Raw genomic sequence first — 15,447 nt, forward strand, 5'->3', positions numbered from 1 at the left:
GGTGAACAGGCGACACAAGACGCGCGGAAGCCTCTTCGCCGCGCTGATCTCCGCGCTGGTTCTCACGTCCTGCTCGACCGGGGCCTCCGGCAGCGCTACGCGCGAGAGCACCTATCCGTACTGGGAGAAGGGTGCCGGCGCCACCGAAGCGGCCGCGTTCATGAAGATTCAGATCCCCAAGGGCGCCACGGACGTGAAGGGTGCCGTGCAGGTCAACCCACGCGAAGACGAGTACATCCTCTCCTTCCGTACCAGCAAGGCCACAGCAGCCCAGGTCGCCGAGGACCTGCACTCCGAAGAGCCGCTGGCGCTATGGGGCCTCAAGTCGACACAAGAGTCCGAACTCTTCGAGCACCTCGGACTCTCAGAGCCGAAAACACTCAAAGATGCCCTCTGGGCGGGTGTCTGCCCGCCGTGTGTCAAGGACTACCGACGTCGCGACGTCGCGTGGATGGAGATCTACATCGAGAACCTGGACTCCGAGCAAGCCCGGGTGTACCTTCGCGCTTTCTGACCGCGACCGGCCGACGGCTCCTTCACGGGTGCCTCATGGCTGAGGACGGGGACGACGTCCTGGAGGTGCTGAGCGCCGATCCGGTGAGGGGGACGGCGGAGCCCACCGGCCGCCGCGTCCCGCTCCACGACGTACGGCTGCTCGCCCCGGTCAGCCCCGGGAGGATCGTGGCGGTCGGCCGTAACGACGCCGACCACATTGCCGAGTTGAGTATGGACACGCCGACCGCGCCCCGGCTCTTCTTCAAGCCGCCGTCCGCCGTGATCGGCCCGGCAGAGCCGATCCTCTCTCCCGCCCAGTCGCACGAGGTGCACGACGAGGCCGAGCTCGCCGTCGCCATCGGACGCACCGCCCGCGAGGTCCCCGCCGGGCATGCGCTGGAGGACGTCTTCGGCTACACCTGCGCCAACGACGTGACCGCGCGGGACATTCAGCGGGAGGACGGGCAGCCGTCCTGGGCGAAGGCGTTCGACACGTTCTGTCCGCTCGGCCCGTGGATCACCACCCACCTCGACCCGACGAAGCTCGTCATGCGCTGCGAGGTGAACGGCGAGGATCGGCAGTCGGCCGGTACGGACACCATGGTCCATGGGGTGTTGACCCGGTAGTGCCGGTTATGAGACACGCGCACCGCACTTCGATGAAAGCCCGGCACAAGGTCCGCTTCAGAGGCGCTCCAGTGGTGCGCTATCGCCCGGGGTGACCGTCTTCACGGCAGCAGCCGATGTCGTGAAGAAGGAGAGGGGTCCCCCGTTGGCCTCCATCGACGTACCGCCCACCCCCGTCATCGTCATGCTGCCGGGGCAGGGCTCCCAGTACCCCGGGATGGCCCACGGCCTCTACGGCACCGAACCGGTCTTCACCCGGGTCGTCGACGAGGTCCTCGGCCTCCTCGGTGCCGAAGGCCGCCGGGTGCGGGACGACTGGTTCGCCGAGCGGCCCCTCGTCGACCTCGACGATGTCACTCGCGCCCAGCCCCTGCTGTTCGCCCTCGACGTCGCCTACGGCGCCCTGCTCGTCTCCTGGGGCGTCCGGCCCGCCGCGCTCGTCGGGCACAGCGCGGGCGAGTACGCCGCCGCCGTCCTCGCCGGGATCATGAACCTGTCCGACGCCGTGACCGCGCTCGACGCCCGCGTGCGGGCGCTCGCCTCGGCCCCGCGTGGCGGGATGGTCGCGGTGGCCGCCGGCCCGGCGCTGCTCACGCCCTGGCTCACCTCGCAGGTCGTGGTCGGCGCGGTGAACGCCCCCTCCCAGGTGATGATCTCCGGACCCGAGCCCCACCTGTCCGCCGTCACCGACGCGCTGGACGCCGGTTCGCTGACCTGGATGCCGGCGAAGGCCACCACCGGCTTCCACAGCCCCTCCGTCGAGGCGGCCTGCGCGAGCACCCTGCCCGCGTACGAGCGGATCACGTACAGGACGCCGAGGACCGTCGTGGTCTCCGGCTACACCGCGCGCCCGCTGGCCGAACCGCAGCTGAGCGACCCGGGGTTCTGGGCGATGCAGCCGGCCAGGACCGTCCTCTTCGGCCCGGCGCTCAGCCACCTCCTCGACGGGGACTCACCCGTCGGCGGCGGCCCCTTCCTCCTGATCGAGGCAGGCCCCGGGCAGGGGCTCTCCATGCTCGCCCGCCGGCACCCCGCCGTCACGCGGAACGGATCGGCCGTCGTACCCCTCTCTCCGGTACGGGCGGGTGCGCAGCTCGACCGTCGGCAAGTGGCCACCGTCGCCGAGAAGTTGAGGGACCACGGCCACCGGCTCGGGTGCCGCGCTCCCGCTGCCGCGGATCGCGTCGCGCCTGCGGCACGAGAGCGAGAGGAACAGGGACGGACGACGACACCGGCGGGCGTCGTCGCGTAGCCCTCGGCGCCGGTCCCCCTCGGCGCCGCGCCCCGTCGCCGCCCGTCATCGCCACAGGAAGGAAGACCGCCCTTGTCCACCATCGAGCCGACCACCCGCCTCACCCGGCACGAGACCGCCGTCGCGGCCCCGCCCGAGGAGGTCTTCGCCCTGGCGGCCGACGTGACCCGGTGGCCCCATGTCTACGGGCCGATCGTGTACGCCGAGGTGACCCGCGACGACGGCGCCGAACAGGCCCTGCGCAGCTGGACGTCGGTCGACGGAGTGGTCCGCTCCGCGGCCTCCCGGCGCACCCTGGACCGGACCGCGCGCAGGATCGTCTTCCGGGAGGTGGCACCCTCGGCGCCGCTGGCCGCGATGGGCGGCGAATGGCGAGTGGAGGCCGGGCCGTCCGGCGGCTGCCGGGTGGTCCTGCTGCACGACTACGCCGTCGTGGACGACGACGCCGAAGCCACCGCGCGGGTGGCCGAGGCCGTCGAGACCAGCGGCGTGCAGAAGCTCGACGCCCTGCGCACCACCGCCGAGCGGGCCGCGGCGGCCGGTGCGGGGGACGAGCCGACGTTCACCTTCGGCGACAGCGAGCGGATCCGGGGCTCCGCCCGTGACGTGTACGCGTTCCTCGACCGGGCCGACCGGTGGCCCGCGCTCCTGCCGCACGTCGCCGCCACCCGCTTCACCGAGGAGGAGGGCGGCATCCAGCTCCTCGACATGGACACCCGCGGACCCGACGGCTCGCTGCACCGCACGCGTTCCGTCCGCGTGAGCTTTCCCGAGCGCGGGCTGCTCGTCCACAAGCAGCTGACGATGCCGCCCCTCATGGCCGGTCACACCGGCCGCTGGACCTTCGTCCAGCACGGGGACGAGGTGGTGGCCACCTCCTGGCACACCGTGACCCTGGACGCCGCCGGTGCCCGGCGGGCCCTCGGCGAGAGCGCCACGCTCGCCGATGCCCGGGCCCTGGTGCGCCACGCGCTCGGCACGAACAGCTCCACCATGCTGCGGCACGCCAAGGAGTACGCCGAGGCCGCCCGGGAGGGCTGATGGTCCGCGCGCAGGTCGGCCGGAGGGGAACGCGTGCGCGCCGTACGGGATGTGAGGGCATCCCGTACGGCGCCGTCAGGGGGGCCGGTGGGTCAGCGGCCGCGGGGGACGGAGCGCCAGGACCCCGCCGCCTGCGAGCTGTGCGACCTGCTCCAGCGCGCCGCACGGTCGGTTCCGGTGCCTTCCGCACGAGGCGGCTCGCGGTGCAGCGTGGCGAGCAGCGCGGCGGTGACGGCGGCGACCTCCTCCGGCGTGGGGTTGCCGTTCAGGATCCGCAGGGGGCGGACGGGCGTCGAGGTGGACTCCGCCGGGTGCGGCGGAAGCGGGAACGGGGTCGATGCGCTCATGGCGGTGGCCTCCTGCGGGGAGGGGCGGGCCCCTCGGACGGACGGTCTGTCGGTTGTACGAACCGGTGTACGGGGTGCGGCGGGACGGCGGGTGTACGGCGCTGGGCCGGGTCCCCTCTAACGGGCGGCGAGGTCCTCCAGGCGGTCGGCGAAGGTCTCGGGCGAGGGCAGTGCGGCGATCGCCGAGCGCAGCCGCTGGGCGGTGGCCAGGGCCCGGCCGCCGTAGAGGAGGTCGGCGAGATGGCGCCGCAGCCGCAGGGAACTCCCGGTCTCCCGGGGCTCCTCCGCGGTGACGAGCCGGCGTCCGGCGCCGATCCGGTCCAGCCGGTCACCCGCCGGGCGGGCGTCGGCGATCACCAGCTGCGTGACGCCGTGGGCGGCGGCCTCCAGGGTCACGTCGGGTCCGCCCTCGTGGGCGACGGCCACGCAGGTCGCCAGGACCGGGCCGAGCAGCTCCGGTTCCGCGAACCGGAGCGGGGAGCCGAGCGGACCGTGCGGACCGAGGGCGACGGCCAGCCGCTCCCGCTCGGCGGCGGGGACGAGGGCGATCACCTCGACGTCGAGGCGGAGAGCGGCCCGGGCGACGAGGAGCAGCCGCTCGGGCGACCAGCTCTCCGGGGAGCCGGGCGGGCCGGGGCGCAGACACACCCGCAGCAGGTGGTGCGGCTCGCGCAGCCGGTACGGCAACTGGCCGGCGTGGCAGGTGGGCTGGCGCACGGACAGCGTGTCCGTCTCCTCGTCCCCGCGCAGTCCCGGCGGGCAGGGGTCGATGCGGGCGAAGCGGGCCGGCGTCGGTCCGTCGGCGCTCCGGTGGTCGAGGGGCGTCCACCGTACGACGCGCGCTCCGTGACGGGTCCCGGCCGTCGCGCCGTCCTCCGCCGACACCACCAGGTCGGGGTGCCAGTCGTCGTCGGGTGACGTGCCGGGCAGCCCGGCGGCGGGAGGGGCTCCGGGCGGGCCGACCGTGCGGACCTCGTGGCCTGCGGACGCGCAGGCCCGGGCGGCGGCCGTCATCGCGAGGAGATGCGACACGGAGTGCCGCGCGGTGAACAGGACACGCATGGGTTCCCCCTCGGGCCGCGCCGCGCGCTTCTTCGCGCACGCTCTTGCGACCAGGGGACCCGCAGCCGGTCCAGCCTCGTTAGGGGGACGCTGGAGTCCGTACCGTCAGGCGAGGTCAGGCGAGGTCAGGCGTGGTGGGAGAGGCCTGCCCGGCGCGCTCCCTCAACTCCTCTCCGAGGCGCTGGAGGTCGGGCGAGGGGAGCAGCCCGAAGCGTTCGTCGAGGCGGGCCGCGACCGTGTCGTACACGGTGAGTGCGCGGGTCAGGCGGCCCGAGCGGGCGAGTGCGGTCATCAGCAGTCCGTGCAGTGCCTCGTGGTGCGGGTGCTCCTCGGCCAGGGCGGACAGCTCGGGCAGCAGCCGCTCCCCGGCGCCGAGCCGCAACTCGGCGGTCAGGCACCGCTCCAGTACGTCGGTACGGCTCTGCTCCAGGCGCATCGCTTCGAGGCCGAGGGCGGGACCGTCCTGGACGCCGTCGAGCGCGCGCCCCTTCCACAGGGCGAGGGCCTCCCGGAACCGGGCGGCCGCCGCCGTGTCGTCGCCGGTCTCGAACGCCGACTGCCCCTGGGCGCACAGCCGGTCGTAGGTGTGGACGTCGACCGCGCCCTCGCCGACGAGGAGGGCGTAGCTGCCGGGCCGGGTCACGAGGACGTCCCGGGCGGCGCGCGGGTCCCCGAGGGCCCGGCCGATGAAGGTGCGGAGCTGGAGCACGTACGTCTGGACCGTGATGTGGGCCTTGGGGGCGGCGGCCGCCCCCCACACCTCGTCGACGACGGCGGAGACCGGGACGGCCTGACCGGCGTGGAGGGCGAGCAGCGCCAGGATCCGGCGGGGCTTCCGGGCGCTCGGGGTGATCGGCACGCCGGCGACGGCGACGGAGAACGGGCCCAGCATGTCGATCCTCATCGGTGCCTCCTCCTCGGCGCGGTGCGGGCACGACGGGACCGGGACCGGAAGTCCGTTCACGAAACCGTTCATGAATCTGTTCACGAATCCGTTCGCGAATCCGTCAGGTGTCGGTGGTCCGCCGTGGGATCCACCGTCGCACGCGCGCTCGCCGGGGGACCAGTGAGCCGGTAACGGGCCGGGGGTGAACAATGCCCGGCCGTACCGTGACGGATTCACGGGCGCCCGGTGGGCGACTCACAGCCAGCCGGAGGTCTGCGCGATCCGGATGGCGTCGACGCGATTGCGGGCGCCCAGTTTGTAGACGACCGCGGTGAGGTAGTTCCGGACGGTGCCGGCCGAGAGGTAGAGGGCGCCGGCGATCTCGTCGACGTCGTCGCCTTCGGCCGCGAGCCGCAGGACGTCCGCCTCGCGCGGGGTCAGCGGGGACTCGGCGGCGCCGAGCGCGGCGAGCATCAGCTGCGGGTCGAAGACGCGCTCGCCCTTGGCGATGGCGCGGATCGCCTCGGCGAGCCGGCCGGGCTCCGCGTCCTTCAGGAGGAAGCCGCGCACCTGCGCGTCCAGGGCCCGGCGCAGATTGCCGGGCCTGCCCAGGCTGGTGAGGATCAGTACCCGGGCCGAGGCGCCCCGCCGGTGCAGGGCCTCGGCGGCCGCGATGCCGTCGACACCGGGCAGCTCGATGTCGAGGACGGCCACGTCGGGCTTCAGCTCCTCGACGCGCGGCACGATGTCGCTGCCGCTCTCCAGCTCGGCGACCACCTCGATGTCGGGCTCCAGGGAAATCAGTTCCACCAGAGCACGGCGCAGCATGCGCATGTCTTCGGCGATCAGGATTCTGATCAAGCTTCGTTCCACCCCCGCGGACTCCGTGGACTCCGTGCGCACGCGCACGACGACGTGCGCACTCGCACGACGGGGATGGAGCGTACTGGCTATTTTCGATCGCCGCGCGGGGTGGGACGGCCGGATTCGTACGACGACGGAGGCGGCCGTGGAGTTGCCGCCTCCGCCGTCATCGGGAGTTCACAGGAACGTCAGCGGGTACTCGTGAGTAGCCTTCCCGCCGGCCTGGTGCCGCGTCAGAGGAACAGCGGGACCGGGTTGAGCTCCTCGTACGGCGTCGGGGCGGCCAGCCTGCCCAGGCTCACGGGCACGTCGTAGAGACGGCCGGGGGCGAAGCGGTCCCAGAAGTGCCGCATACCGGGCACGATCACCTTGACCACCGGGAGCCCGACGTCGGGGCGGGTCTGGTCCAGGACGAGGAGCTCCATGCCGCGCTCGCGCACCGCCGCCCCGATCGCGGCGACGTCCTCTCGGAGGTCGGTGCGCGGTTCGTACGCGAAGTCGGCGGGGCCGCGCAGCGGGGCCTGCGGATCCGGCAGCAGGTAGGGGTGGGCCGCCGTGGTGGCCGATCGCCACCAGCGCAGCAGCCGCTCGTCCCGGCAGCCGTATCCGGTCCCGTCGGCCCGGACCTCGGCGACGGCCGGCATCATCTGGTTCGCCTCGGCGAGCGCGCGGCACAGCGCGACCTTCGGGTCGAAGTGCGCGCCGAATCCGAACAGGATGTCCTCGGCGGGCTTGTCGGTGCGCCGTGTGACGGCGGCGAAGGTCGGGACGCCGAAGTCGGCGGTCACGTCGAGGACCCACACCTCGCGGCCGAGCGAGGCGTGCAGCTCCCGCATCCGGCCGATCCAGGGCTCGTCGAAGGCGTCGAGGTCGACGGCGGGGTGACGGGTGCGGTTGTACCACCAGAGGGCGACCGCGTCCCGCTCGACGAGTTCGAGGAAGCCCTGGACGATCGCGTCCTCGGGGCTGCTCCCGGCGGCGTTGCCGTTGGAGTCGGCCCGGACGTGGCCGAGACCCGGGGTGCGCGGGGCGTCGAAGTAGAGCAGCGCGGTGGGCAGCAGCCGGTGCTCGTCGCGGGTCAGCGACCAGACGGGCGTCCAGTCGACGGGCGCGTCCTCGTCGAAGGGCTCCATGCCCTGGCGGGGGTCGTACAGCTGGCAGGCGGCGGGGTGGACGGCCCGGTCCGCGACCTCGCGCCAGCTCGCCCGTACGGTCGGCTCGTCGCCCTCGTACATTCCGGAGTGCCGCTCCAGGGACTCGCACAGGGCGCCGACGCGGGCGTCGAGTTCGGTCATGCCCTTGCCGCCGCTCTCGCTGCGCAGCTCGGAGGCGGGCCCGGTCAGACCGCGCGGCCCGCGGGCGTGGTTGTGTCCGGCGCGGAAGGAGTTGAGCCCGGCGGGGCCGCGGGTGTCGCGCTGCACGGCCTTGACGACGCCGGTGATGGGGCTGACGAGGTGCTCGTACCGCCGCAGGGTCTGTTCGGCGGTGGCGGAGCGGTGACCCGAGCCGGTGAGGTCGGCCTTGGGGCGGGACCGCACGGTGACGGGGGAGAGGATCCGACGCGCCACCAGGCCGGGGTCGCCGCACCCGGGGCACTGCGGGCGGGCCCGCAGCGGGTGGACCCGGGTCGTGAGGCTGAAGGTGTCGAAGGTGAGGACGCCGTCCTGGCCGGGGTGGCGGTGCCCGCCCAGCCACTTGACGCACTCGGCGACGGCGAGCTGGTTGCCGAGGAGGAGACTCGCGGGCGTCTCGGCCGGCGGGTGTGCGACCGGGCGGCCCAGGGCGCGGCGCAGATGGGTCTCGGCGCCGCGGTGGCCCGAGAGCCGGTGGGACAGGCACTGCCAGCAGGGGCCGTCGGGTCTCTCGTCGGGCCGGAACAGCGGCCCGACCCAGGGGGTGGTGCCGTGCGGCTTCGCGAGCAGCCAGGGCGTGCCGGCGGCCCGCTGCTCGGCGTCGACCTCGGCGAGCTCGGGGTCGAGGTAGTTGTCGCAGACGACCAGGGTGAGTTCGGCGGGACGACGGGCGTCGACACCGGCGCCACCGTCGGCGCGGATGGCGCCGAAGGCGCGGTCCGCGACGTCCGTGCCCGCAGCGCCCGCCGTGCCGTCCGTCAGCAGCAGGCCCGACGCGGTGCAGGCCTGCTCGGCGGACCGGGCGTCGGCGCCGCCGACCGCCCGGACGCGTACGGTCGAGAGGGATAACGGCCCGGGAGCGCCGGCCAGCTCCCAGTACGCGGCGGCGGCCGCCGCCGTGGGGGTCGCCGGCACCGGGTCGCGGGTCAGGAGATCGGCCTCGTTGAGACGGCCGATCGCCAGGGCGACGTCCCGGGGCGAGCAGTGGGGAGAGGCTTCGGCGACGAGGGACCGGAAGTCCCTGGTGCCGTCGAGGAGCGGTGCGACGACCGCGACCCGCGCGTCGTCGAAGGCGGTGATGCCCCGTTCGGAGATGACGTACGTCGCTTCGCCGGGCACGACCTCGGCCCGCAGATGCTCCTTGAACCCCATACGCATGCGTGTGCCCCTCCCCAGTGACATGTCGGACGTACGGAATCAGTGGCCGGCCGGGGACAGCACATCGGAGTCGAGGGAGCCGGGCTCCAGGGCACCGGCGGGCACGGAGAGGTAGGTCCAGGTCAGCAGGGCGGTGCCGTCGGCGGCTATCGCGGCGTACTCCTCCGTGACGGCGTCGAGCCCGGTCGTGGCCGGGATGGCCGGGGCGGCGGCGCCCCCGTGGAGGTCGATGCCGGACTCCTTCAGGACGGCGTCCGGGTCGCTGGCGTAGCGGGCGGCGAAGGCCGGGTCCACGAAGGCGTGGAGCATGAGCTCGGCGAAGGCCAGCTCCTGCTCGATCGAGCCGATCTCAAGGGCCGTGGCGACAGACTTGTTCATGGGAACTCCCGTGACGTCAGCGGTTGGTGAGGCCGTGAGGCTTGAGAGGAGTAGACGAAACTTCGCGACTTCTCCACAAGTGATCGCTTCACCCTCACCCGCATGAGATTTTCACCACGCCGACAAACCGCTCCAGTCGGTGGATCGATCCGCGATACGGACATCCGGACGACCATAATCCGGCCACGGAGCGACATGACCCGGATCCGTGTGGTTATGATCCGGCCAAGGGTGGCCCCGGGGGAGGGGCCGACAGGGGGCTGGATCCGATGACAGCACAGGGCACCTCTCGCCTGAGACTCACCTCGCTGCGGCCGTGTGCCACGGAACGGTCGGGCGGCAAAAGGGAGTTGTCGGCCATCAGTTCTGCCGCTCCCGCTCCCCGCATCGCCAACGTGCTGGTCGTGGTCGTCTTCCTCGGCCATCTGCTCATGCAGGTCGTCAACGTCGTCGAAGCCTCACCGGGCGGGTCCGAGGTGGCCGCCGCCCTCGCCGCCCCGCCCGTGCTCGCCGCGCTCCAGTACCTCCACTTCGCACCGCACCTGGCCCGGCTGCGGCAGCGGCTCCACCCCTGGTCCCTGATCCTCCAGGCGATCACCACCTTCGTCCCCTTCGTCCTCTTCGGCTGGCAGTGGGGAGGCATGGCGGGCTTCCTTGCCGGATCGTTCCTGCTGAGACTCCCGCCGGTGGCCGGCTGGGTGATGTACGGGCTCACCGTGGTCGCCGTCATGGGAATCGCGACGACCGAGGGGCTGGGGATCGTCTCCCTCGCGTACATGGGCGTCGCGACCGCGCTCACCGGCCTCATCCTGTACTCCATGGCCCGGCTCGCGATGCTGGCCACCGCCATCCACGACTCGCGCGGCGAGCTCGCCCGCATGGCCGTCGCCAGGGAGCGGCTCCGGTTCGCCCGGGACCTCCACGACCTGCTCGGCTACAGCCTCTCCTCCATCACGCTGAAGAACGAGCTGATCCACCGGCTCATCACCAGCAACCCCCAGCGCGCCTGCGAGGAGGTCACCGAGGTCCTCGTCATCTCCCGGCAGGCCCTGGCCGACGTCCGCGAAGTGGCGCGCGGCTACCGGGACATGTCGCTCCTCGTCGAGGCCGAATCCGCCGGATCGGTGCTGAAGGCGGCCGGCATCAGGGCCGAGATCGAGGTGGAGTGCACGGGGCTCTCGTCGATCGCGAACACGATCCTGGCCACCGTGCTGCGGGAGGGCGTCACGAACGTCCTCCGGCACAGCCAGCCCCGCACCTGCTCCGTCACGGCCGGCGCGGACCCCGAGCGAGCCGGGTTCGTCCGGCTCGAGATCGTCAACGACGGGGTGGGGCAGCGGGGGCTCGTCGACTCCGACAGCACCGGCACGGGACTCTCCAACCTGGCGGCACGGGCCGCCGCCGTGGGCGGCCGGCTGCGCAGCGGGGTGGATCCCGGCGGTACCACCTTCCGGCTCGTCGTCTCCGTCCCGGCCGACGCGGCCGCGGTGAAGGACGGTCTGGCCCTCCTGACGGAGGAGCCCCGGACGGTGGACGAGTGCCGCGCCGAGCCTTCCGCGACCGAGCGCTCCGCCCTGGGGTCCCGGCGCATTGCCTGACCGGGGAGCGGGCGTCACACGCCCCGCAACTCCCGGGCCAGCCGCGCCTCCAGCTCGCTGAGCGGCACGTCGAAGCGGAGTCGCTCAGGATGTCCTGGCGGCGGTCCGGGCGTCCAGGCGGTGGCCGTGGCCCTGGCCGTGACGGGGGTCGTGCCGGGGGTCGCGGCTGCGGCTGCGACTGGGGCCGAGGCCGAGGCCGGGGTCGGGGCCGTGGTCGTGGTTCCGGTCTCCGGTCCGCGCTCCTCGTCCTTGCCGCCCTGCCCGACCTCCCCGTACAGGATCCGCCGCAACTGGTCCTCGGGCAGCGGCAGCCAGCAGGAACCGAAGGCCACCAGGGCCCGATAGCAGCCCCGGGCCACCCGGACCACGTGCGCCAGGGCGTGGTTCAGCACTCCGTTCACCGCTCGTCCTCCGTTCGTGGGCGGCGGCCGGGGCCGGGGGGTACCTCGGGCCGCCGCCGTCCCCGGAGCTTCGTCCCGGCAGCTCACGTCCCGCTCGAACGCGGGTGGAACGCCTGGCGAGCCGACGGCGCTTCAGAGGGAGTGGCCGAAGGCTCCGACGAGATTCGAGCGGGTGGTGTCAGCATGCCCCCCAAGAGTTGTCCTGCCGTGAGCCGCCGGACACCTTCAGGACAGGCCGTGGCCGCCGAGAGGAGTGAGGATGGCCGTGCGCGACACCCGTCGGGGGCCGGAGCCCGTGAGCGGTCGGGACCCGGTCTGGTGGAGCGGTGGGCTCGATCCCGTACGGCCGCTGGTGCTCGTCGTCGGCGGGGCCCTGGGGGGCGGCCCGGAGTGCGTCCGGCTCCTCGGCCGGCTCGTGGCCCACGGCTACGCGGTGGTCGCCGTCCGGCTGCCCCGGCCCGTGCCGTGCGCGGAGTGCACCGGGGCCTTCGTCTCCCGGCTGATCGACGGCCACGCCCACACCGCGGACACCCGGAGCACCCGCGTCATCGGCTTCGACCTCGGCGGCCGCCCGGCACTGGCCGCCGCCGCGACCGACCCGCGGATCGGCTCCGTCCATCTCGTCGGCGCCCCGGTCTCCCGGCTCTTCGAGGAGCCCGACCGGATCCTCGCCCTGCCCCCGATGACGGTGGACGCGCTGGTGGACGCCACCGGAGCGGCGGGCGGCGAACAACTCCCGTACCTGCTCGGCGGGTTGGCCCTGCTTCCTGAGCAACTGTACGAGATCCGCGGCCAGGTGTGGGTCGGCCACGCCCCTGACGATCCGCTCACCGCTCCGCAGGACCTGGCCCTGCTCAAACTGACCCTGGAGCGCTCCGTGTTCCATGCCTTCGGTGCGACCGGGGGCACGACGCCGCGCGGCGGGCCCGTGCACCGCTGGCTGGTCGACGGGGTGCGCGGGGCGGGATCGCCCGCCCGCTGACACCGGTTCGCCCTCGGGCCTTCCTCGGGCCTCCCTCGGATCGACTCCCGGTCAAGGCTGTCTCCAGCGTCTGTCGACAGGGTGCGAGGGATTGTCCGCCGATGCCCCCTCTGACGCCCTGGGGTGACCATGTACGAACCCGATGAACTGATCGCCGCCGCGCTAGGCGCCGATCCGCAGTGGCAGCCCGACCGGCTGACCCGCACCCGCTCCCGCCTGGCCGAGATCGAAGACGGTCTCGGCGACCCGTGGAGCCCCGACAACCCCGTCGGCCTCGCCGCCGTCCTCGCCGCCGACGAATCGGGGGAGAGCTCCGCCATCGGCATCCGGCGGTTCCGGAACCTCGGCATGCCGGCCGAGATGGTGCCGGTGGACCTCGGCGGCCGGATGGCCGGCGTCGACCTCCTCGGCCTGGTCATGCGGCCGTTCTTCCGCCGCGACCCGGCCCTCGCCTTCAGCCACGGCTTCACGCCCTTCCTGGGCGCGCAGATGGTGTGGCTGAACGGAGACGCGCGCCAGCGCTCCCGGATGGCCAACGTCATCCTGCGCGGCGGCACGGTGGGCGTGGCCTGCCAGCGCTTCGAGCACGAGAGCGAGTTCCACGCCCAGGAGTTCACCGCCGCCTGGGCCGACGACGGCATGCTGCGGCTGAACGGCACCAAGGGCGCCATCAACAACGCCCACAACGCCGAGCTGATCGTCGGCTTCGTCTCGTCCGGGGACGGCGCCACCGACTACTCGATCCTGATGTTCGATCCGGCGTCCGTACCGCCCGCGCACATGCGCGCGCTGCCCCGGCACCGTACGACCGGGGTCCGCGGACTCCAGGCCGCCGGGCTCGAGTTCGTGAACTGCCCGCTGCCCGGCGAGTCCCTCGTCGGCACCTGGGGCGACGGGGTGGCGCTCAGCCTGCGCGCCTACCCCGCCGTGCACGCGGCCTTCCCCTCGATGGCCATCGGCCTCGCCGACACCGCGCTGCGGGCCGCCGTGCGCGCCGCCCAGGAGCGCGACCTCGGCACGCAGGGCGTGGTGGGCGACGCCTCGGCGCGCTCCGCGCTCGCCGGTACGTTCGCGGACCTGCTGATCGCGGACTGCCTGGCCCTGACGGCGGGCCGCGCCACCCATCTGCTGCCCGAGCAGTGCGACGTGCTGGCCGCGGTCACCAAGTACATCGTCCCGAAGATCGTCGGCGAGGCGCTCTACGACCTGTCGGCGGTGATGGGCGACGCGTTCCACGCGGAGAGCGGGCACGACGCCGTCTTCCGCAAGCAGCTGCGCGACCTGTCCACCATCACCTTCGGGCACGTCAGCAGCGCCATCTGCCAGTCCGTCATCGCCCCCTACCTGCCGGCCCTCGCGGTCGCCGACCCGGCGGCCGCCACCACCCCCGCCGAGCTGTTCCGCCTGGAGGCGCCGCTGCCGCCGCTCGACGGCGTGCGGCTCTCCGGCTTCGGCGGCGGCGACGGGCTCCTCGACTACCTCGGGCACGCCGCCCGCCGGCTGCCCGACGCGCTCACCGGCCACCCGCACGGCGAGCTGCTCACCGCCCTCGTCGACGGGCTGTGCGCGGAGGCCGCCGAGATCCGGCGCGAGGCCGCCGGGCTCACCGGCGACGGCGATGACAACGGTCTGCTCTTCGACACACGGACCTTCCCGCTCAGCGAGCGGTACGCGCTGCTGCTCGCGGCCTCGGCCTGTGTCGGGGTCTGGCTCAACGCGGGTGTGGGCCCCGACGAGTTCCTCGACGAGCCGACCTGGCTCGTCCTCGCCCTGCACCGGCTGCTGCGCCGGGTCGGCCGGTCCGTGCCGCCGCTGCCCCGCGAGGTCGAGACCCGGCTCTGCGAGGAGGTCCTGGCGCGGGTGCGCGTGCCGCAGAGCCTCGACCTGCTGCGTACCGGACTCGCGGGATGAGCACCCGTGGGACGAACGCGGCCGTCGCCGACCGGGACTTCCCGCCCGCGCCGAGCCGCGTCGGCGGCCCGGCCGGGCCGTGGGGGAACCTGCTGCGCGACCTGGAGGGCTCCGGCTTCGGCATGGTGCACGCCTCGCTCGGCGAGTGGCGCACCCAGCTGCCGCCCGAGGAGGAGCGCAGAGAACTCCTCGGCCGGGACTGGGAGCGGTACAGCAAGCTTGTCGGCACCCCTCTGAGGGAACGGTTCTTCGCCACCCGGATGCTCATCCGGCACACCGCCGCCGTCGCCCTGGGCACGGAGCCGTACTCCCTGGAGCTGCGGTACGGGCTCAACGGCCGCGTCCACCTCCGGGGCTACGACCAGATCGACGTGAGCCTCAGCCACACCGCCGACCTGCTCCTCTGCGGCATCACCTCCCTGGGCGTCGTCGGCATCGACACCGAACCGGCCACCCGCCGGCTCAGCGGCCAGGACGTCGAGCGGCTGATGTGCACCGAACCGGAACGCCGGAGGATCGCCCGCGTCCCCGAAGCGGAGCGCAACGGACAGCTCCTCAGCCTCTGGACGCTGAAGGAGGCCTACAGCAAGGCGCTCGGGCAGGGGCTGCGCTTTCCCTTCACCGAGTTCGGCTTCCGCATGGAGGACGGCGGGGACGGCGGGGGCGGCAGGGACGGCCACGGCGGTGCGGCCGGCCAAGGCGGCCCGACGGGGCACGCGCGGCTCGAACGCGCCGACGGCACCCTCGTCGAGGACCACACCTGGCGGTTCGCCACCTGCCCGGTGCCCGGAGGCCACGTCGCCGCCGTCGCGCTCCAGGACACCCGCCGCTCCGGCCGGCCCGACACCCGGGCCAGCACCGCCCTGAACCGCCAGATCCTGGCCGCGATCAAGCAGTCGACGCGGGCCTGACCTGGATCTACCTGCACTCAAGGGCCTGTCGAGTCACCCCCGCCAAGCTGGTGGAGCCGGTGGGGCCCCCTCGGGATCCGGGGAGGTTTCACACCGCAGGCGCCCGGGTCGGGGCAGCCGGCCACAAGCCCGCTGCCCCGGCCCCGAACGCGCCGGAGCGGATGAATCTGCCGTGGTGAAGG

At 73.5% G+C, this 15,447-nt stretch carries 15 protein-coding genes; 8 read left to right on the forward strand and 7 right to left on the reverse strand.

What is annotated here, in order from left to right; genetic code table 11:
* The first annotated feature begins 1 nt into the window (after position 1).
* The 4 genes from OG357_RS28085 (at position 2) to OG357_RS28100 (ending at position 3,415) form a co-directional block, all read left to right on the forward strand.
* Positions 2-514 (forward strand): hypothetical protein, encoded by a 513-nt coding sequence (locus tag OG357_RS28085; RefSeq protein ID WP_329623795.1) that lies wholly within the window; start codon positions 2-4, stop codon positions 512-514.
* A 35-nt stretch (positions 515-549) separates the two neighbouring features.
* Complete coding sequence (locus OG357_RS28090; protein WP_329623796.1) at positions 550-1,122, forward strand: fumarylacetoacetate hydrolase family protein; 573 nt, start codon at positions 550-552, stop codon at positions 1,120-1,122.
* Between the two features lie 145 nt (positions 1,123-1,267).
* A complete protein-coding gene (locus OG357_RS28095) occupies positions 1,268-2,374 on the forward strand; it encodes an acyltransferase domain-containing protein (protein WP_329623797.1) in 1,107 nt (368 codons plus the stop codon).
* A gap of 72 nt (positions 2,375-2,446) precedes the next feature.
* Positions 2,447-3,415, forward strand: a complete 969-nt coding sequence (locus tag OG357_RS28100) for an aromatase/cyclase (protein ID WP_329623798.1) — start codon at positions 2,447-2,449, stop codon at positions 3,413-3,415.
* 92 nt (positions 3,416-3,507) lie between these two features.
* Here the strand turns inward: OG357_RS28100 and OG357_RS28105 are convergent, their stop codons facing one another.
* From OG357_RS28105 to OG357_RS28130, 6 genes are all read right to left on the reverse strand, one after another.
* Positions 3,508-3,762, reverse strand: a complete 255-nt coding sequence (locus tag OG357_RS28105) for an acyl-CoA carboxylase epsilon subunit (RefSeq protein WP_329623799.1) — start codon at positions 3,760-3,762, stop codon at positions 3,508-3,510.
* Positions 3,763-3,879: 117 nt separating this feature from the next.
* Positions 3,880-4,824, reverse strand: a complete 945-nt coding sequence (locus tag OG357_RS28110) for a glycosyltransferase (protein WP_329623800.1) — start codon at positions 4,822-4,824, stop codon at positions 3,880-3,882.
* A 115-nt stretch (positions 4,825-4,939) separates the two neighbouring features.
* The gene (locus OG357_RS28115; RefSeq protein WP_329623801.1) at positions 4,940-5,728 is read right to left on the reverse strand and encodes an AfsR/SARP family transcriptional regulator; all 789 of its coding nucleotides are present in this window, start codon (positions 5,726-5,728) and stop codon (positions 4,940-4,942) included.
* 237 nt (positions 5,729-5,965) lie between these two features.
* Positions 5,966-6,571, reverse strand: a complete 606-nt coding sequence (locus OG357_RS28120) for a response regulator transcription factor (protein WP_329623802.1) — start codon at positions 6,569-6,571, stop codon at positions 5,966-5,968.
* Positions 6,572-6,807: 236 nt separating this feature from the next.
* Positions 6,808-9,084 (reverse strand): TOMM precursor leader peptide-binding protein, encoded by a 2,277-nt coding sequence (locus OG357_RS28125; protein WP_329623803.1) that lies wholly within the window; start codon positions 9,082-9,084, stop codon positions 6,808-6,810.
* 39 nt (positions 9,085-9,123) lie between these two features.
* Positions 9,124-9,462 (reverse strand): hypothetical protein, encoded by a 339-nt coding sequence (locus tag OG357_RS28130; protein WP_329623804.1) that lies wholly within the window; start codon positions 9,460-9,462, stop codon positions 9,124-9,126.
* A 350-nt stretch (positions 9,463-9,812) separates the two neighbouring features.
* On the opposite strand from OG357_RS28130, the gene OG357_RS28135 reads away from it, so the two are divergent.
* Positions 9,813-11,060 (forward strand): sensor histidine kinase, encoded by a 1,248-nt coding sequence (locus OG357_RS28135; protein ID WP_329623805.1) that lies wholly within the window; start codon positions 9,813-9,815, stop codon positions 11,058-11,060.
* A gap of 14 nt (positions 11,061-11,074) precedes the next feature.
* Here the strand turns inward: OG357_RS28135 and OG357_RS28140 are convergent, their stop codons facing one another.
* Positions 11,075-11,461, reverse strand: a complete 387-nt coding sequence (locus OG357_RS28140) for a DUF6059 family protein (protein WP_329623806.1) — start codon at positions 11,459-11,461, stop codon at positions 11,075-11,077.
* A 265-nt stretch (positions 11,462-11,726) separates the two neighbouring features.
* Here OG357_RS28140 and OG357_RS28145 point away from each other — a divergent pair, with 265 nt between their 5' ends.
* The 3 genes from OG357_RS28145 to OG357_RS28155 all read left to right on the forward strand — a co-directional run bounded on the left by OG357_RS28145 (position 11,727) and on the right by OG357_RS28155 (position 15,265).
* Positions 11,727-12,443: an alpha/beta hydrolase gene (locus OG357_RS28145; RefSeq protein WP_329623807.1), complete on the forward strand. Its 717-nt coding sequence runs from the start codon at positions 11,727-11,729 to the stop codon at positions 12,441-12,443.
* Between the two features lie 129 nt (positions 12,444-12,572).
* Positions 12,573-14,354, forward strand: a complete 1,782-nt coding sequence (locus OG357_RS28150) for an acyl-CoA dehydrogenase (protein WP_329623808.1) — start codon at positions 12,573-12,575, stop codon at positions 14,352-14,354.
* Complete coding sequence (locus tag OG357_RS28155) at positions 14,351-15,265, forward strand: 4'-phosphopantetheinyl transferase family protein (RefSeq protein ID WP_329623809.1); 915 nt, start codon at positions 14,351-14,353, stop codon at positions 15,263-15,265. Before OG357_RS28150 ends, OG357_RS28155 begins: the two co-directional genes overlap by 4 nt.
* Positions 15,266-15,447 lie beyond the last annotated feature (182 nt).

Source organism: Streptomyces sp. NBC_01255 (assembly GCF_036226445.1).
GTDB lineage: Bacteria > Actinomycetota > Actinomycetes > Streptomycetales > Streptomycetaceae > Streptomyces.

Bases quoted from the DNA above. Each gene is read 5' to 3' on its own strand.
- OG357_RS28090 (WP_329623796.1), top strand. From the start codon at position 550: ATGGCTGAGGACGGGGACGACGTCCTGGAGGTGCTGAGCGCCGATCCG.
- OG357_RS28105 (WP_329623799.1), bottom strand. From the start codon at position 3,762: ATGAGCGCATCGACCCCGTTCCCGCTTCCGCCGCACCCGGCGGAGTCC.
- OG357_RS28110 (WP_329623800.1), bottom strand. From the start codon at position 4,824: ATGCGTGTCCTGTTCACCGCGCGGCACTCCGTGTCGCATCTCCTCGCG.
- OG357_RS28115 (WP_329623801.1), bottom strand. From the start codon at position 5,728: ATGAGGATCGACATGCTGGGCCCGTTCTCCGTCGCCGTCGCCGGCGTG.
- OG357_RS28125 (WP_329623803.1), bottom strand. From the start codon at position 9,084: ATGCGTATGGGGTTCAAGGAGCATCTGCGGGCCGAGGTCGTGCCCGGC.
- OG357_RS28130 (WP_329623804.1), bottom strand. From the start codon at position 9,462: ATGAACAAGTCTGTCGCCACGGCCCTTGAGATCGGCTCGATCGAGCAG.
- OG357_RS28150 (WP_329623808.1), top strand. From the start codon at position 12,573: ATGTACGAACCCGATGAACTGATCGCCGCCGCGCTAGGCGCCGATCCG.
- OG357_RS28155 (WP_329623809.1), top strand. From the start codon at position 14,351: ATGAGCACCCGTGGGACGAACGCGGCCGTCGCCGACCGGGACTTCCCG.